This window comes from Belliella baltica DSM 15883, assembly GCF_000265405.1.
GTDB lineage: Bacteria > Bacteroidota > Bacteroidia > Cytophagales > Cyclobacteriaceae > Belliella > Belliella baltica.
Genome location: NC_018010.1, coordinates 1,693,539 through 1,711,391 on the forward strand (window position 1 = coordinate 1,693,539; position 17,853 = coordinate 1,711,391).

Consider the following 17,853-nt stretch of genomic DNA (forward strand, 5'->3'; position numbering starts at 1 on the left):
CCATTGCAATCATGAAGCAATTTACTTTTGGAAAAGCATATAGAAAATCCGTGCTAGTGGGTATATTATGAGACTAAGGTGGATTGCTCTATAGCTGACTTTTTCTCTAGTGGAAGATCGATTATGAAGCTACTTCCCGTTCGATCAGGGTGGCTGTCTATTTCAAAATCAGCCTTGATTCTATTTAGCCTTGATTGAATATTTCTCCAACCATTTCCTAAACTATTCTGGAGTATATTGATGTCAAATCCTTCTCCGTCATCTTCAATTAACAAGTTGAGTTCATTATCATGTTGGACCAGCTGTATGGTTATTTTTTGAGCTTTTGAATATTTGATCACATTATTAACCCATTCCTGAATGACACGATAAAGGGAGATTTCTTGAATTTCGCTTAGCCTTTTTGACATTTCGTGAGTGTCCACTATGACCTTAATTTTTCCAGAATTGTTGATTCGCTGCGCAAATTCATTTAGAGATTCTTTGAGACCATACTGTATTAGTGTAGCGGGCATCAAGTTGAAAGCAATGTTTCTGATTTCAGTGTGCATTTCTTTAAGAATTTCTTCACTTTTGTCAACTATTGCAGCTTTATTTTCAAGATCTTTTGAATCGTTGTTTAGATTAGAAATTTGTAGTCTCAATGCTGAAATTAGCTGTCCGAAACCATCGTGGAGGTCTTGTGCAAAACGTTTTCTTTCAAGCTCTTGGGATTCAAGTGCCGAGTTAATGTATGCTTCTTTGATTTCGATTTCCTTTTGTTGTATCAGAAGTTGGCGTGCTTTTTTTTGTCTGCTCTGATTGAGGATAAAAAGGATGCCTATTAAAATCAAGATCACAAGCAGAGAGAATATGAAAATAAGGTTTCTCTGATTGCTAGCCTGCTGTCTTGAAAGTTCGGCTTCTTGTAGGATGATTTGGGCTTCTTTTTTTTCTGTCTCGTACTTAGTTTCGATATCAGCCAATAAGGCTGCCTTGTCTAGGTTGAAAATACTATCTCTAAAAGTTTGGGCGATTTTGAAGAAATTCAAAGCGTTTTTGAATTCACCTTTTTCTTGAAAAATATCGCTGAGCACTGTGTGAGAGGATGTTAATAATTTATTATCCTTGATTTTTTCTGATAATTCTAATGACTTTTTTCCATAATCTTCTGCCAAAATATAGTTTCCTAATTGAAGTTGGGCTTTGGCCATCGAATGAAGGAGCATAGCGTAGTCATAATCATTATTTAACCTTGATTGATAGATTTCTTGTGATCTGTCATAATGAGTAAGCGCTTGATTTGGTTTGCCTTGATCCATATCCAAGTTTCCTAGATTTGTAGAAGCTATAGCCAATGCCTTGTAATCTCCAAGTTGCTCAGAAGCGATGACGCATTTGTCATAGTAGTATGCTGCAGAATCCAGCGCTTTGAGGTTATGAAAAGTTGATCCCAAATTCAAATAGATCTTTTGAAGATTATGCTGGTCATTAACTTTGATTTTTGTTTTTAAAGCATTCTGGTAATAACTCAATGCTTTTGGATTATCTTCTAATAAATAATGGATATTTCCTACAGAGAATAGAGAGTTGCCAATCATTTTTTCATCCCCGATTCTTTCAGCTGTTTCTAATGCTCGGATGGCATATTCCAGTGCTTTTCCATAGTCGCTTTTATTTTGATAAACCATGGAGAGATTGTTGTAAACTGCTGAAAGTCCTTTGTAATCCTCTTTGGATGAGTAGGCTTTGGCTGATTTATCTAAATAATAAGCTGCCGAATCATAAGATGAACTCACCCAATGGACTACTCCAATGACAGTATAAGCATATCCAGCAATGCGAAGACTCTTAATGTTTTCTAACGTCTCCAGACCTTGATAAGCCAGAGCAAGTGCTTCTTGGTTATCTGAATACATTTTTTGCCAAGCTAAATCCATCAAAGCCTCAGCCTTGATACTGTCTATAGAGGAAGTTTTGATTACATTTTCCAAACTATCTAGAACTATAGCTTGATCCTGAGCTTGGCCAATAAGAGGAGTTAAAAAGAAACAGCAGAGTAGAGCTTTTAATTTGATGCTGAGATTTTTCATCGTCTAGGTGATTACATAAACATCTAAACAATATAGCTGATAATTATACTTTTTTAAAAAAAATATGATGTGATTATCTGCTATGACACTATTATATGAATATTTCCCTTATGATATTCTAGAAAATTATACACTTTCAATAGCAAGACAGTCCACATTGATGCTACATCGAAGCGCATTAAATTAAGATTCTTTTAAGTTTTTACTGCCGTGAAAATATAAATTCATATAATATTCATCAAATGCGAAAAATTAGTAGCTCTCACTTTCGTTGGGGAAGTCTTTTGATTTGACGTCAGTGATATAATCTTGTACTGCTTTTGTCATGATATTTTGAAGATCGGCGTATTGTCTCAAAAATCTTGGTTTGAACTCTTGTGTGATGCCTAGCATATCATGAACTACCAAAACTTGTCCATCGACATCGCCACCTGCACCAATTCCTATCACTGGAATAGTCACTGTCTCTGCTACTTTTTTGGCAAGTTTAGCAGGGATTTTTTCTAAAATCAATGCAAAGCAGCCAGTTTCTTCCAAAATCTTAGCGTCTTCAATCAGTTTGTTTGCTTCTTCCTTTTCCTTGGCTCTTACAGTATAAGTTCCAAATTTATAAATGGATTGTGGTGTCAAGCCTAAGTGACCCATCACTGGCACGCCTGCACTCAAAATTCTGGTAATGGACTCTTTAATTTCAGATCCTCCTTCTACTTTTACAGCATGTGCACCAGATTCTTTCATTATTCGAATTGCTGACCTTAGGGCCTCAGAACTATTTCCTTGATAGGAACCAAAAGGGATATCAACAACTACAAAAGCTCTTTTAACACCACGTACGACTGAGCTTGCGTGATAGATCATTTGGTCCATTGTAATAGGTAGAGTGGTTTCGTGACCTGCCATTACGTTGGATGCGGAATCACCTACTAAGATAATATCTACTCCAGCACCATCAACAATGGTTGCCATAGAATAGTCATAAGCTGTTAGCATGGAGATTTTTTCTCCACGAGACTTCATCTCTTGAAGCGTATGTGTGGTGATTCTTTTGATATTGGAAGATTGATGTACAGACATTTTGGGCTTAGTGAAGGTGGACTGAGTAATTGTCAGTGCTTAGATTGACAGAAATATGTTCGTTGAGGGTTGTTGAAAGTTCTAATCCAGTGTAGTCTGGAGACACAGGGAATAATTTATGACTTCTGTTGACTAGAACTGCAAGCTCCATTTTTTTGATTGGAATTTCTAGAAATGGTTTCAGTGCATAGGCTAATGTTTTGCCTGTATTCAGTACGTCATCGACTAATATGAGGCATTTATTATTCATATCTATACTTTCAGATAAAGTGACCTTACCTTGGACGATTGACATTTTATCTACGACAACTTCAATCGACCCTACTTTTAATGGTGAAATTTCTTTTAATTTCTCTGCCAAAAGTTCAGCTAAGACCTTACCCATTCCCGATATTCCGGCAAAAATAATCTCATCTTCTGAGGAGTTGCGTTCGTATATTTCATAAGCCATCCGCGTTATTTTTTGTTGGATTTTGCGGTGGTTGAGAACCAGAGTTTTATGATCAATCATCTGAATATTTTCGAAATTTTTAAAAAGGGAAATTACAGTAAATGAATTTGGTTTCAAACTTTTTTGACTGCGGAGACCAGATTTATTACCAAACGCTATCTGTGGTCGTCCTCTTCATTGAGAATATTGATATAGCTATCATAGCGATAAGGATGAATGTATCCTTCTTCCAATTTTTCTAAAACCATACATCCTGGCTCATTGATATGTCTGCAATTATTATACTTGCACTTTCCGAGATATTTTCTCATTTCCGGGAAATAATGCGAAAGCTCAAAATCGCTGATGTCCAAAATTCCAAATTCTTTGATTCCAGGGGTGTCAATAAGATATCCACCTTTTGGAATCTCAAACATCTCTGCAAAAGTAGTTGTGTGAACGCCTTTAGCACTGAATTTTGATATTTCTTTTGTGACTTGATCTGCTTCTGGGATGATTTTATTAAGTAAAGTGGATTTTCCTACACCTGAGTGTCCTGAAAGTAATGTGGTCTTTTCTGTCAATAATGGCATGAATTGTTCTTGGAGATCGCTTTCATCAAGAGCTGAAATTTCCAAAACATCATATCCCAAAATGTCATAAATGTCATGAATGTCTTGCAGGTAATCAAGATCTTTTTCCTTGTACTCTAAGTCCATCTTATTGACTATGATAGTCGCAGGAATTCTGAAACTCTCTGTACTAACCAAAAATCTATCTATAAATCCTAGTGAAGTTCGAGGATTGCGAAGGGTAATAATTAGAAATGCTTGATCAATATTTGAAGCAATGATATGTGAAAAATGTGTTTTTCGAGTTGATTTCCGGATGATGTAATTTTCTCTAGGTAAAATTTCATCTATCGTCCAAGTTGGTTGTCCTTCTTCCTTTGTGACAGTAACATAATCTCCCACAGCAATTGGGTTGGTGAGCTTCAGGTCATCTTGCTTGAATTTTCCTCTTAATCGGGATTTGACTAGACCATTTTCAGTCTTGACTATATACCAGCTTCCTGTAGATTTGACTACCCTTCCGTTCATTTAATTTTGATTTTTTGACATCACTAGGTTTACGATTTTCTCAGCTCCACCTAGATTTTCTTTTACCAATTTATTTGCCGCATTGCAAGCTTCTTGGTAAAGTTCCGGATCTTTCAATTCATTGATGATGGACTTCAGCTCCTCAAAGTTAGCAACTGAACAGCTAGCCCCATAATCTATGCTTATTTTAGCTTCAGGAAATTTTTTTGCTTTCTTTAGTTTTCCGAAAATAACAGGAATTCCAAAAGCCAAAGGCTCCAAAATATTATGTAATCCTTTGCCAAATGCACCTCCAACATAGGCGATATATGCATATTGATAAAGTGAAGAGAGCATTCCAATATTATCGATTATTATTACTTCTGCACTTTCGGTTGTAGTAATTTCTGAAAATCTAACTGTTGATTTATCAATTTTTCCTTCCCATTCTGCCATAGTACTTTCATGGATATCATGGGGAGCGATGATAAAAACAAAATCTTTTGACTGATTGATAAAAGGAATCAACAGATCCATATCTTTTTGCCAAGCTGAACCAATAACTATCGTTTTTTGGTTTTCAATCAATATTTTAATTTGTTTGTAATCAACCGGTTCTGACTTTATTTGAGAGACTCTATCGAACCTGGTATCTCCAGCAAGGCTGCTATTTTTGATATTAATTTGAAGTAGGAGATCAAGGCTTCTCTCGTTTTGAGTAAAGATATGATCAAATGATTTTAAAACTTTTCTAAAAAAGCCACCAAAGGGTTGGAAATACACTTGGTCTTCTCTCATAGCAGCAGAGAAGAGGTAAAGGTGAATATTTTGTTTTTTTGCTTCCAAAATATAATTTGCCCACAGATCATATTTCACAAAAAAGGCCATTTTTGGCTGAAGAATTTCAAGAAATTTTCTGGCATTTCTTGCTGTATCAATAGGTAAGTAAGTTATGAAGTCAACATTTTCTTGCTTCTTTTTTTGAGAATTTTCGTAACCTGAGGGGCTAAAAAAACTAACTATAATCCTTTGTTCTGGCTCTCGTTTTTTTAGCTGATTGATGACTGGCTTGGCTTGTTCATATTCTCCAAGTGAGGCAACATGAAACCATGCGATTGGACTATTTGAATCGTTTTTGAATTGCTCTAATCCATTCCAGATATTTTTTCTTCCCTTGACAAAGAGCTTGAGTTTTGGACTAGTATTTTGGAGTAAGCACGTGATGATGGAAAAAAGCTCCATTGAAAAATTATAGATCAATTTCATGTTTCAAAAATGGTTTAAATTTGGTTTATCAGGTCAGTGGAAAATTAAAGATAAAATCTCAGTTATTAAAATAAATTGAAAAAGCCTCGATCAGAATTTGACCGAGGCTTCCTAATTTATTGAGTTCGCAAAGATTAATTATTAGTTAAATATGCAGACACACCTTCTTTTGTAGCAGTCATTGCTTCTTTACCTTCTTCCCAGTTTGCCGGACAAACTTCTCCGAATTTTTCTACGTGTTGTAGCGCATCTACCAATCTCAAAGTTTCGTCAATGCTTCTACCTAAAGGAAGATCATTGATTGTTTCTTGTCTTACGATACCATTTTTATCTATCAAGAATGTCCCTCTATAAGCAACAGGTGTTCCTTCAAAAATTAGTTCACCTTCTTCATTGTAGTTCCACTCTCCAGCTAAGACACCAAAGTTGTGTGCGATAGTTTTTGCTGTATCAGCTACGATTGGGTAAGTTACACCCATGATACCACCTTGTTCTTTTGGGGTGTTTAACCATGCTAAGTGTGACTCCTCAGTATCTGTGGAAGCTGCTACTACGGCAACACCTCTTTTTTCGAATTCAGCTAATTTTTCTTGAAATGCAAGAATTTCGGTTGGACAAACGAAAGTGAAATCTTTTGGATAAAAGAAGAATACAACTTCTTTGTTGCCTATGAATTGCTCTAGTGAAAAACCCTCAACGATTTCTTCTCCATTGATTACTGCTGGAGAATTGAAAATGGGTGCTTTTTTTCCTACTAATGACATAATGTTATTGTTTAATTGTGATAAGCTTTTTGTTTCTGAAATAAAATTTGGTAAAATCTCAAATTTCAATCTAAAATAAAACGCCTTGATGGAGGCGGCTTTGTTTGATTAAAATATTGGTAATAATTAACCAGTTTGATTTCCAAATTGTTATGCAAATTTAACGATACTTACATATCTTTCAAAATTAATACCAAATGAAATTTGGTGAATTTTGTAATTTAGAGAAAAGGCGTATTTAAATGTTGTCTGAAATGGAAAGAGGAGAAGTGAAATTTCGCTCTTAACTATACATCAGAATAAAATTTTTAGAAAAATTCCTCAATGCTATTTTTTGTGTCTTAAGTGTTTGACTTCCTTGTCAAAATTTATTTATCTTGTACCTTGCTTAAAGTTTCAAGGAAACATTAATTCATCAATGGTTAAAGTATTATTCGTTTGTTTGGGGAATATTTGTAGATCCCCCCTTGCTGAAGCTATTTTCAATCAAAAGATAAAGGAAAATGGTCTTTCACAAAAGTTTAAAAGTGATAGTTGTGGAACTTCAGACTACCATATTGGTGAGTTGCCAGATGAGCGTACACTTCAGTGTGCAGCGGATAAGGGTATAAAAATATCTCATCGAGGGAGACAAATTAATAGAGTGGATGTGCGGGAATTTGATTATCTGATCGCTATGGATAAATCAAATAAAGTAAATATTGAACGTTTGATAGATAGTAGTGGATTAAGCCACGAGCAGGTTTACCTGATACGCGAGTTTCAGCCTGATACAGATCAAATTGAAGTTCCTGATCCTTATTATGGTGGAATTGAAGCCTTTGAAGAAGTTTATGATATTTTGAATGATTCGATCACGCACTTTTTAGAATTTTTAAAAGAAGAGCATAAAGTTTATGTTTGATTTAAATGCACGTTATGAACAAATACTTTTTTTAAGCTTTGGTAAAGAAATAGAAGTAAATCAAGCTCGGCTTGTAGCAGCTGGAAATGTCAATCAAGGGATACAGCTCATCACTGATAAAGGGTCTTATTTTTTAAAAGTAAATTTTGAAAACACCAAAGACATTTTTGAAAAAGAGGCTCTTGGTCTTCGCCTTTTATCTAAAAGTTGCCCTTTGACTGTTCCCGAAGTGATTTACTTTGGTGAAGTTGAAGATTTCAATTTTCTATTGATGGAATGGATAGATTCAAGTGAAAGATCGATCGACTATTGGGAAAAACTTGGTGAAGGATTGGCTCAGATGCATATGACAACTCAAGAATCGTTTGGATTAACTTATTCCAATTATATTTCTTCTCTATCTCAAAACAATCAATATACTTCGCTTTGGGCTGATTTTTTCATCGATCAGAGATTAGAGCCGTTGATTGGAAGGGCTTTTTTTGAAGGTCTAGTAGATGAAAGTTTTTTGAAGAAATTTAGGTTAATTTACCCAAAGCTTAGGGATTTTTTTCCGAAGGAAAGACCTGCATTGGTTCACGGGGATCTATGGTCTGGAAATGTAATGGCTGATAAAAATGGTCATCCCTCCTTAATTGATCCTGCTATTTATTATGGAAACAGAGAGATTGACCTCGCTTTTTCTAGGATGTTTGGAGGTTTTGACCAAAGGTTTTATGATGCTTATAATGCTATTTTCCCACTTTCAGATGGATTTGAAGATAGAAAGGAAATTTATAACCTTTACCCTCTATTGGTACATCTTTTACTTTTTGGAAAAAGTTATCTCTCGGGTATTCAGAAGACGGTTAATAAGCTAATTTAAAAGGGTTTATAGATGATCTGGAAAGTTGTTCTTGTGACTTGTTCCAAAAGAATTTCTTTATTTTTCATCAGATCTTTCACTAATTTTTCATTTTGATTTTTCACTGTCAAAAGCTGTAATTTTTCATTATATCTTATGCTGAAAAAAGACTCTAATTCTTTGATCAATTTTTCTAATTTAAATAATTGTTCGTCTATTACGATAGAGATGCTGATCGCAGAAGTCTGCAAGAGATTTACTTTGAGTTTGAGTTTTTCTAAAACAGTAAAAACTTGCTGAATATGAGATTCATTGATGAAAGTGAAGTCTGTCACTTTGAAACTGACTAAGACTTGATTGTCTTTTACAACAATGCAAGGAACAGTATTTAAGGATTTGACATGATGAATTTTGGTGCCAGCTCCTTCAGGTTTGAGAAAAGATTTAACAAAAAGTGGAATCCCTAAATTAGCAAGTGGCTTGATTGTCTTTGGATGAATGACAGATGCCCCATAATAGGTTAATTCAGCAGCTTCTTTGTAATCTAGCTCATCGAATTTGATTGTGTTATTGAATCTTTTAGGGTCTGCATTGAGTACTCCTTCCACATCTTTCCAAATGGTGACAGCTTCTGCTTGAAGACATGAAGCGAGGATAGATGCTGTAAAGTCAGAGCCTTCTCTTCCGAGTGTTGTAGTTTTTCCAGATGATTCTCTTCCTATAAAACCTTGAGTAATAATTGTAGTTTCCTCTAAAATAGGTCTAAGCTTTGATTTACAATGCTGCTCTGTCAACTCCCAATCTATCTTTGCAAATCTAAAATCATTATTTGTAGCTATGATATCTCTGGCATCTTGCCAAATACATGGAATCTCCATTAAACTTAAATAAGCTTGAATGATGATAGTCGAGATTATTTCTCCATAGCAGATTATTTGATCATAATATTCATCGTAGTTTTCGGGAATTAGTGCTTGATTAAGCAAATCCTGCAGGTCTTTGAATTGATTTTCAAGTGTATTGAATATAGGATGATTTTGAGGAAATAATTCAGAACAAATCGATTTATGATAGTCTTTAAAAATTGTATAATTCGAAGAAAATGGCTTTTGTTCGATTTTTGATATCAAGATCTCTTCTAAGGCGTTTGTACTCTTCCCCATAGCTGATACCACTATTATGGTGGGGTTTTGCAATCGATTGAATATAATATTGAATAGGTTTTTAATAGAATCGGCATCTTTTACAGAAGCTCCCCCAAATTTGAAAACATTTACTTTTGACATAGAGAATTATGTTGTAATTTCAATTGTTCAATTTACAATTTGTACTTTTCTAATATATGAAAATTAAGCCCTATATTCACAATGAGTCCTCACTTGCCTATTCGGTTGGAGAGACATTAGACAGATTTATCAAGAAGAAGCAAGATGATTTCACCTATGCTTCAGGTGAACTTTCTCAGTTGCTTCGCGACATTGCTTTAGCGACAAAGATAGTAAATCGGGAGACCAATAGAGCAGGACTTGCTAATATTGGCGGTGCATTTGGACAAACCAATGTACAAGGCGAGGAGCAGCAGAAGCTTGATGTCATAGCTAATATCCGATTTACAAGAGCACTGACCAAAGGGGGGGAAGTTTGCGCTGTAGTTTCTGAAGAAGACGATGAGGTAATTGATCTCCAAAATAGTTCTGGAAAATATGTCGTTGCCATTGATCCTCTTGATGGATCTTCAAATATTGATGTAAATATTTCAATTGGGACTATATTTTCGATTTATAGAAGAGTGACTCCAATAGGTAGCCCTATTCAGCTCGAGGACATCATGCAGCCAGGAAATAAACAAGTAGCAGCAGGGTATGTGCTTTATGGTTCATCGACAATGTTGGTTTATACTACAGGTTGTGGAGTCAATGGTTTTACTTATGAGCAGTCTCTTGGGGAGTTTTTTCTTTCACATCCAGATATGAAAGCACCTAATGATGGTAAGGTTTTTAGCATCAATGAGGGAGGCTACAATCAGTTTGATCAAGGTTTGAAAAATTATTTGAAAGTTTGTAAAGAAAGAGAGTATAGTGCTAGATACATTGGGAGTTTAGTGGCTGATTTTCATAGAAACTTACTCAAAGGAGGTATTTACATCTACCCTTCTAATCCTAAAAATCCTAATGGAAAATTGAGGTTACTTTATGAGGCGAATGCTTTGGCGTTTATTGCTGAACAAGCAGGAGCTTCAGCTACAGATGGAGAAAACCGGATATTAGATATCCAACCTACCTCGTTGCATCAAAGGACACCATTATTTATTGGGTCAAGTGTAATGGTGAAAGAAGCCATGAGCTATTTGGCAAAAGAAAAAGTTTAAGCAATAATTCAAGAAGATTAAGAATATCTTTTTCTGATTTCAATTTTCTTTATTTGTCGTTGAATAATTGCCTGGGCTAGTTCTCTTGCCATCGTCTCAGGGTTGGCATGATGGAGTATCTCTTTTAGTAGATTTTCACCTAAGTCAATTCGGTAGCAGATTTGAAGCAATCTTTCGAAATCTCGATTGAGCATTCTATGAATGATAGGAGTAAGAAGATTCAAAAGTTGGTCTTCAAAACCCACTTCATACTTTGATTCTATATCAAAATCTTTTTTGATCAATTCGAAAGTTTCCTGAATAACTTGATTTTCCATAAAATAGCATTAAAGTGAAATAAAAAACTCGCAGTTGTTTTCAAACAGGCTGCGAGTTTTTTTGATTTTTACTGCAAGAAGATATTAAGCATCCTTCTCTTCTTGATTAGGTTCTTCTTTTTGCTCCTCAAGTACTTCAGGGGCATAATTTCTTATGATTTTGTACCAGGAAACAAGTTTTTTGATGTCTGATGGATACACTTTGTCTTCGTCAAATTCAGGCAAGACATGCTTTAAGAAGGCTTTTAATTCCTCTCCATCGGCTGTATTGTCTAAGCCAAGATCTCCTTTGAATTCAGCTTCAATTTTGATCATTATATCTTCAAGAGGAGAGGCACCTTCTTCTGTCATCGTGTAAATTGAAATTTCGCTCAATACAGATACACGTTGGTTAGCGCCAACTACCAATTTCCCTTTTTTATCATCCATAGATTCTAAAATCACTCCACTTCGAGTAGGTTTCAAAATCTTATAAAGGCCTGCTTTGCCTGATACTGTCGCTATTTCGTTAAATTTCATAGTCAGATTTTCTTAATAAGTTTGCAAATATAGGACTTAGGTTTAAAAGCCCAAGCCTTAGTTTTTCTCCACTTGATATTCTTCTACTTGCTCTTCTATAAAGTTCACTACCTCGGTTTTTCCATCTCCTGAAGTTGCAGAAGTCACAAAGTATAGGGGAGCTTCTTCAAAAATTGCCTTGGAGGCTTTTAGAAATTTTGCTACTGTAGATTGGGTTTTTGGCCTAGATTGTTTGTCTGCTTTGGTAAAAAGTAAAACGATGGGAATGTTGCTTTCCCCACACCAAGTAATGAATTCCAAGTCGATTTTCTGCGGCTCAAGTCTGCTGTCTATCAGTACAAAAAGCGCTACAAGATTATCTCTATTTACCAAATAATCTTTGATCATGCCTTCCCAATCAGCTTTCAAGCTTTTACTCACTTTTGCAAAGCCATACCCTGGTAAATCTACCATATACCATTTATTGTCCACAATAAAATGATTTATCAATTGCGTTTTTCCAGGTTTTCCTGATGTTTTTGCAAGGTTTTTATTGTTAGCAAGCATGTTGATCAAGGAGCTTTTGCCTACATTAGATCTACCTATGAAAGCAAATTCAGCTTTGTCTGGTGCGGGACATTTGTTGTAGTCCGTATTACTAATTAAGAAAGTTGCATTTTTGATCATGATATTCATTTTTGTACAAAGGTAATCCTTTCCAGTCAAATTTTAGGGATTGATAGCTTAGACTTCCCTTTGTCGTCATTTTTCAGGCACCTAAAAGCTATAACTTTATGCATTAATGTTCAACATTTTTCGAATGTTCGGGTTTACTTAGTAATATTGTAACTTCAAATATTTGAATTTATGTCAGTAGTACCATACAAAGAGAAAGACTCAGGTAAAAAAGAGCAAGTAGCAGAGATGTTTAACAACATCAGTAAGAAGTATGATTTCCTGAATCACCTTTTGAGCTTGGGTATTGATATCATTTGGAGAAAAAAAGCCATCAAGCTATTACAAGCTGATCAACCAAAGTTTATTTTGGATATTGCTACTGGAACTGGTGATTTTGCTATAGAAGCATTAGCACTCAATCCTGAAAAAATCATAGGAGTTGATATCTCAGCAGGGATGTTGGAAGAAGGGAAGAAGAAAATGAAAAAGCGTAAGCTCGATCATATCATCGATATGCAAATGGGGGATTCAGAAAAGCTGCTTTTTGATGATAATAATTTTGATGCTGTGATCGTTTCATTTGGTGTTAGAAACTTTGAGAATCTTGAAAAGGGTTTAGCAGATATGTATAGGGTTTTGAAGCCGGGGGGAAAAACCGTCATTGTAGAGTTTTCTAAACCGAAAAAATTTCCAATGAAACAAGGATATAATTTTTATTTCAAATATATTTTACCTCAAATTGGTAAACTCGTTTCAAAGGATAACTCAGCCTACACGTATTTGCCAGAATCAGTACAAGCTTTTCCTGATGGGAAAGATTTTCTTAACGTTTTGGAAAAAGTTGGCTTTAAAAACACAAAATGCAAACCATTGACATTCGGTATCAGCTCAATTTATATTGGAGAAAAATAATTGTTTTAGGTTTTCTTCTCCTTATTTCTTTTAGTTCGACTTTTGCCCAAGCAAGGTTCAAAGAAATAAGCCAATCAGGTCAGGATGATAAATTGGTTTCTTATGGATTTTTTCTAGCCACTCATACAAGTTCTTGGAGATTGAAATATACTGAAGCTTTTGTCTCTGATCCTGCGGCGGCCAATATTCAAAGTATCATGCCCGTTTTTACACCGGGTTTTTCCTTAGGTTTTTTGGCTACTTTACGCATCCATGATCAACTGAATCTAGTTTTTACTCCAAAGGTGGCTTTTTACGAATTCAGGACAGATATTAATACGTTTAGCAATGTTCCTGATGCGGAAATTAATGAAACGAATTTTTACACTACTGAAACAGTGATCAATGAGGCTACTATGGTGGAGTTTCCATTGTTTTTCAAATACAAAGCACAGCGGTTCAACAACTCCAGAATGTTTTTTACTGCTGGTGGGTCGGCTATGTTTCGAACTAAAGACCAAGAGGAAGCAGACATTGAGTCTATTGCTACTTTAGGAAGGGACTTTACAATTGATCTCGGACTTGGATTTGATATGTATTTCAAATACTTTAAGTTTTCGCCTGAAGTGAGATTCTCTCACGGCTTACTCGATATGTATAAGCCAGAAGCGACGGATCCAGCATATGCAAGTTCTATCCAATCCTTGAGAAGAAAAAGCATTACTTTATACCTTAATTTCCAGTAATAGAAACTATAAAATACTGTCATCGATACGGATAATTTATTCAAATAATAGCAGGTTTTTTAAGAAGAGATGGAAGTGTTTTAATTTTTTTAGTGATGATTTGATAATGATTCTCTTTTCTCTTCAATAATATATTGCACATCAACTTCTCTAATCCATCCTTGAGCAAGTGCATCTTCCGCAGCTTCAACGGTGTCAGAAACTAAAAGCATTTGCACACCAAGTTGAAGCATGGTAGCTTGAATTTGGAGAACCTCTTCCTTTCTTTTTTCAGCGACATGTCGAATGTAAATTCGCTTGACTCGCCCGGGAAAATCCTTAATGACTTCTAAATAAATCTCTGGATCATATTGTCCTGAATCACCGATTAATATAAATGAAATGTCAGGAATAAGTCTAAAAATCTTTTCTACTTGATTGAGTTTATGGTCGAAGTGGCTTCCTGCGATAAATTGCTCTCGGGACAAACCCAAATCCCGAAGCATCAGTGGTCCTTTTGGAATCTGGTGTACCACCAATAATTCCAGCAAAAAATCATATAAATTCCATGGGCTACTAGAAACATAAAACAAAGGATTGTTTTCTTTCCCATCAGTTCCTTTTGCCAATGCCTGATAGAATGCAGCCACACCAGAGAATGGGATTCTTGAATAAGCATTACCAAGAAAAGTAGTTTTGACCATTTCCCAAAATCTTGTTGCTCCAGTGGGTACGATGGTGTCATCCACATCTGAGATGATACCATATTCTACGAGCTTGGTTGGGACAAAAACATTAGTTTCGGATTTTACTTCTCCTTGAATTGTCAAAACTTGATCGATAAGTTCTAGTTCAAATACTTTCCAAGAATAGTCGGTTTTAGGAAAAGAATGGTCTTTTATCTGAAACTCAAAGTACCCTTCTTCATCAGTTAATGTCGTCCAATATTTCCCTTCAAAACTCGCTCTGATTCTGACGTTTGGGATTTTCCAAGTCATAAATCGCTTATACATTTTCTTGAAATTTTTGAAGCTACTATCGTCTTTTGTTGCGGATCCGACATCTCTATTTCGAATCACTCTTCCTAACAGATACACCTCTTTTTCATTACCAAAGCCAATGTAAGGCATGATGATAATGGATTTTACCAAGCCTAGAGCTATTCCAATTCGAAGTTTGACCTTTGAAAGAAATAGTTTAATTGAGTAGAGAAATGAAAGAATTTGAAGTTTGATACGATAGAATTTTAGTGAAATTTAAAAATAGAGAATTAACGAGAACATTGCTAATACTAAGATTTTTCCATCTTCAACTTATCCCAAGTCTAATTTGCTTACCTTTGTAGCATGGGAAGTATGGCAAAACAAGACATTAGAAAACTGACTTTAAATCAACTAGAGGAGTTTTTTGTTAGCAAAGGAGATAAAAAATTTCGAGCAAAGCAGGTTTACGAATGGCTTTGGCATAAATCTCTCAAAAACTTTGACGATATGACCAATATCTCCAAAGAGACAAGAGAGATGCTGAAGGATAATTTTGCGATCAATCATATAATGGTTGATTTGATGCAGCATTCATCAGATGGGACTATCAAAAATGCAGTGAAGTTATATGATAGCAAAATTGTAGAATCTGTCCTTATCCCCACTTCAAAAAGAATTACGGCTTGTGTTTCTTCACAAGTTGGCTGTAGCTTAGATTGTAATTTTTGTGCGACTGCTAGGTTGAAAAGAATGAGAAATCTAAATCCGGATGAGATTTACGATCAGGTAGTCGCGATCAAGGATGAAGCAGAAATTTACTTCAAAAGGCCATTAACAAATATTGTTTTTATGGGGATGGGAGAGCCACTTCTGAACTATAATAATGTCATTGAAGCAATTGATAAAATTACTTCTCCAGAAGGGCTTGGAATGGCACCAAGGAGGATCACACTTTCTACGGTGGGGATTCCTAAGATGATCAAAAAAATGGCTGATGATGGAGTTCGATTTAATCTAGCCATTTCTCTACACTCTGCAATAAATGAAACCCGAAGCAGATTGATGCCTATCAATAATGTCAATCCAATAGAAGATTTGGCGGATTCTTTGAAATATTGGTATGAAAAGACCAAGCGCAAAGTAACCTATGAATACGTCATCTGGGAGGGAATCAATGATGATGAAGCTCATGCGAGAGCCTTAGCCAAATTTTGTAAAATCATCCCTTCCAAAGTCAACATCATTCAATACAATCCAATTGATGAAGGGGAATTTAGACAAGCTTCACAAGAAGCTGTAGAAATGTACGTGAGAATTTTAGAAAATCAAGGAATCATAGCCAAAGTCAGAAAGTCAAGAGGGCAAGATATCGATGCCGCATGTGGTCAATTGGCCAATAAAAATGAAGTGGCAGAATTGGAAGATTAGCTAGATTTGAGACTATCTTAGAATAAGAATTTTATAAGCATATTTTGAATCCTCAGTAAAGCCTATTAATTTATCGAAAATTTTAGGCTTTACTGAGGGTTTTAATTTTAACTTCTATGAAAAAAATAATATTGATTTTATGTTTCTCTTTTTTGGTAGTATCACTTCAGGCACAAGAACAAGGTGAAGCAAGGTTGATGGCAGGAGGTGATTATCGCTTGACGATCAAAGAATTGGGGACTTTTATAGGTGCTGAGTATTTTTTTATTGACAAGTTTTCTTTATCACCAACTTTTACAGTTTGGTTTCCTGAAATTGGGAATTCCCTTAATCTCAATGTTGATTTGAAATATTATCTTACTGAAGGGGTTTCACAGGTCTATTTATTGGCTGGATATAGTAATTATTGGATCAATACACAACCTGGTGACGCTGGTCTCCTTCAAACACGGCCTGGAGGGAATTTCGGTGCAGGTGCTTTTATCAAAGCGACGGAGCAATTTGGTTTTATAACCGAATTCAAAATGCAAAGTCAAAATACCCGTTGGCCAGTTTTGAGAGTTGGAGCAGTGCTGAATTTGAATTGATTTTTACTTTTTGCTAAATTCAAAGAGCTTACGCTTTTCTTCTTTACTCAGGGCCTCGTAGCCTTTCTCTGCTATTTTGTCCAAAATCTGATCAATTTCCTCTTGTGTTGCATCAGCAGATTTAGAATAGGAAGTAGACGGGTTTTTAGAGCTACTATTTGTAGTTTTTTGTTCAGTGTAACTTTTCTTCCTATATGTAACTTTTACTTTTCTTTTTGCTGAGAAAAGTGATTCAAAGAATTGTCCAATAGCTTGGATTGGTCTTCCCCAATCAGAGCCATTTCTCAATTGAAGAATATAAAAATATCCCATTGCAGCTCCTCCAAGATGTGCTAATTCACCTCCTGCATTACTTCCAGCAGAATTAGCAAATGCGATCACCACATAAAAAATCGCTATATATTTGATCTTTACATCTCCAATGAAGATCAGTCTGAATGTCGTATTGGGGGATAAAGTAGCTGCACCAACGACTATTGCGTACACCCCAGCACTTGCGCCTAGCATTTTCGAAGCAGAAATGACATCCGAAAAAAGAGGAGAAATGTTATACATCAATACATAAAATAAAGCTCCAGCGATACCTCCCAAAATATATAAATTGGCAAGTTTTCTACTTCCAAGATATTCATTGACTAACATCCCAAACCAATACAAGAAAAGCATATTGAAAAGGATGTGAAATATACCTTCATGCAAAAACATATAGGTAAGGATAGACCATGGTTGAAGGATAAAGATCCCTAAATCAGCTGGCATCATTATAAACCCTAAAAGCATTTTGTAAAGCTCTCCTGCACCAGATAGGCTTAGAATAATTCTTGCTACTAAAATCCCAGCAAATGTCAAAAGATTGATTGCAATAAGCTTGTAGAGGCTATTGTTGTTGTATTTGAATGCATTTCTAAGATTGTCCCAAAATCCTCCGTACATAGTTTCTAGATT

At 35.4% G+C, this 17,853-nt stretch carries 19 protein-coding genes; 7 read left to right on the top strand and 12 right to left on the bottom strand.

What is annotated here, in order from left to right:
- Positions 1-65: 65 nt before the first annotated feature.
- The 6 genes from BELBA_RS07815 to BELBA_RS07840 all read right to left on the bottom strand — a co-directional run bounded on the left by BELBA_RS07815 (position 66) and on the right by BELBA_RS07840 (position 6,685).
- Positions 66-2,072: a tetratricopeptide repeat-containing sensor histidine kinase gene (locus tag BELBA_RS07815; RefSeq protein WP_014772185.1), complete on the bottom strand. Its 2,007-nt coding sequence runs from the start codon at positions 2,070-2,072 to the stop codon at positions 66-68.
- Between the two features lie 252 nt (positions 2,073-2,324).
- A complete protein-coding gene (panB, locus tag BELBA_RS07820; RefSeq protein ID WP_014772186.1) occupies positions 2,325-3,146 on the bottom strand; it encodes a 3-methyl-2-oxobutanoate hydroxymethyltransferase in 822 nt (273 codons plus the stop codon).
- A gap of 7 nt (positions 3,147-3,153) precedes the next feature.
- Positions 3,154-3,657, bottom strand: coding sequence for a phosphoribosyltransferase family protein (locus BELBA_RS07825; protein ID WP_014772187.1), 504 nt, complete (start codon positions 3,655-3,657; stop codon positions 3,154-3,156).
- Positions 3,658-3,752: 95 nt separating this feature from the next.
- Positions 3,753-4,676 (bottom strand): ribosome small subunit-dependent GTPase A, encoded by a 924-nt coding sequence (rsgA, locus tag BELBA_RS07830; RefSeq protein ID WP_014772188.1) that lies wholly within the window; start codon positions 4,674-4,676, stop codon positions 3,753-3,755.
- A complete protein-coding gene (locus tag BELBA_RS07835) occupies positions 4,677-5,921 on the bottom strand; it encodes a 3-deoxy-D-manno-octulosonic acid transferase (RefSeq protein WP_041779285.1) in 1,245 nt (414 codons plus the stop codon).
- A gap of 134 nt (positions 5,922-6,055) precedes the next feature.
- A complete protein-coding gene (locus BELBA_RS07840; protein ID WP_014772190.1) occupies positions 6,056-6,685 on the bottom strand; it encodes a peroxiredoxin in 630 nt (209 codons plus the stop codon).
- Positions 6,686-7,103: 418 nt separating this feature from the next.
- Here BELBA_RS07840 and BELBA_RS07845 point away from each other — a divergent pair, with 418 nt between their 5' ends.
- Both BELBA_RS07845 and BELBA_RS07850 read left to right on the top strand, forming a co-directional pair.
- Entirely contained in the window at positions 7,104-7,589 is a 486-nt protein-coding gene (locus tag BELBA_RS07845) for a low molecular weight protein-tyrosine-phosphatase (protein WP_014772191.1), read from the top strand.
- The gene (locus tag BELBA_RS07850; RefSeq protein WP_014772192.1) at positions 7,582-8,454 is read left to right on the top strand and encodes a fructosamine kinase family protein; all 873 of its coding nucleotides are present in this window, start codon (positions 7,582-7,584) and stop codon (positions 8,452-8,454) included. The genes BELBA_RS07845 and BELBA_RS07850 overlap by 8 nt, the downstream gene beginning before the upstream one ends.
- On the opposite strand, the gene BELBA_RS07855 is transcribed toward BELBA_RS07850, so the two are convergent.
- The gene (locus BELBA_RS07855) at positions 8,451-9,719 is read right to left on the bottom strand and encodes an aspartate kinase (protein WP_014772193.1); all 1,269 of its coding nucleotides are present in this window, start codon (positions 9,717-9,719) and stop codon (positions 8,451-8,453) included. The genes BELBA_RS07850 and BELBA_RS07855 overlap by 4 nt on opposite strands.
- A gap of 56 nt (positions 9,720-9,775) precedes the next feature.
- On the opposite strand from BELBA_RS07855, the gene fbp reads away from it, so the two are divergent.
- Entirely contained in the window at positions 9,776-10,801 is a 1,026-nt protein-coding gene (gene fbp / locus BELBA_RS07860) for a class 1 fructose-bisphosphatase (protein ID WP_014772194.1), read from the top strand.
- 17 nt (positions 10,802-10,818) lie between these two features.
- On the opposite strand, the gene BELBA_RS07865 is transcribed toward fbp, so the two are convergent.
- The 3 genes from BELBA_RS07865 to yihA all read right to left on the bottom strand — a co-directional run bounded on the left by BELBA_RS07865 (position 10,819) and on the right by yihA (position 12,303).
- Positions 10,819-11,118, bottom strand: a complete 300-nt coding sequence (locus tag BELBA_RS07865; protein ID WP_014772195.1) for a hypothetical protein — start codon at positions 11,116-11,118, stop codon at positions 10,819-10,821.
- An 84-nt stretch (positions 11,119-11,202) separates the two neighbouring features.
- On the bottom strand, positions 11,203-11,637 hold the full coding sequence (locus BELBA_RS07870) for a DUF5606 family protein (RefSeq protein ID WP_014772196.1): 435 nt from the start codon (positions 11,635-11,637) through the stop codon (positions 11,203-11,205).
- A gap of 57 nt (positions 11,638-11,694) precedes the next feature.
- The gene (gene yihA / locus BELBA_RS07875) at positions 11,695-12,303 is read right to left on the bottom strand and encodes a ribosome biogenesis GTP-binding protein YihA/YsxC (RefSeq protein WP_014772197.1); all 609 of its coding nucleotides are present in this window, start codon (positions 12,301-12,303) and stop codon (positions 11,695-11,697) included.
- Positions 12,304-12,483: 180 nt separating this feature from the next.
- Here yihA and ubiE point away from each other — a divergent pair, with 180 nt between their 5' ends.
- The gene (gene ubiE / locus BELBA_RS07880; RefSeq protein WP_014772198.1) at positions 12,484-13,206 is read left to right on the top strand and encodes a bifunctional demethylmenaquinone methyltransferase/2-methoxy-6-polyprenyl-1,4-benzoquinol methylase UbiE; all 723 of its coding nucleotides are present in this window, start codon (positions 12,484-12,486) and stop codon (positions 13,204-13,206) included.
- Positions 13,155-13,931 carry a type IX secretion/gliding motility protein PorT/SprT gene (gene porT / locus BELBA_RS07885; RefSeq protein ID WP_014772199.1) on the top strand — a complete coding sequence of 259 codons (777 nt, stop codon included), beginning with the start codon at positions 13,155-13,157 and terminating at the stop codon, positions 13,929-13,931. The genes ubiE and porT overlap by 52 nt, the downstream gene beginning before the upstream one ends.
- Before the next feature lie 89 nt (positions 13,932-14,020).
- Here porT and BELBA_RS07890 read toward each other — a convergent pair whose 3' ends face one another.
- Positions 14,021-15,040, bottom strand: coding sequence for an App1 family protein phosphatidate phosphatase (locus BELBA_RS07890; protein ID WP_245531152.1), 1,020 nt, complete (start codon positions 15,038-15,040; stop codon positions 14,021-14,023).
- A 216-nt stretch (positions 15,041-15,256) separates the two neighbouring features.
- Between BELBA_RS07890 and rlmN the strand changes: the two genes are divergently transcribed.
- Both rlmN and BELBA_RS07900 read left to right on the top strand, forming a co-directional pair.
- The gene (rlmN, locus tag BELBA_RS07895; protein ID WP_014772201.1) at positions 15,257-16,321 is read left to right on the top strand and encodes a dual-specificity RNA methyltransferase RlmN; all 1,065 of its coding nucleotides are present in this window, start codon (positions 15,257-15,259) and stop codon (positions 16,319-16,321) included.
- 116 nt (positions 16,322-16,437) lie between these two features.
- The gene (locus tag BELBA_RS07900) at positions 16,438-16,908 is read left to right on the top strand and encodes a hypothetical protein (protein ID WP_014772202.1); all 471 of its coding nucleotides are present in this window, start codon (positions 16,438-16,440) and stop codon (positions 16,906-16,908) included.
- A 3-nt stretch (positions 16,909-16,911) separates the two neighbouring features.
- On the opposite strand, the gene BELBA_RS07905 is transcribed toward BELBA_RS07900, so the two are convergent.
- A complete protein-coding gene (locus BELBA_RS07905) occupies positions 16,912-17,841 on the bottom strand; it encodes a rhomboid family protein (RefSeq protein WP_014772203.1) in 930 nt (309 codons plus the stop codon).
- Positions 17,842-17,853: the final 12 nt, after the last annotated feature.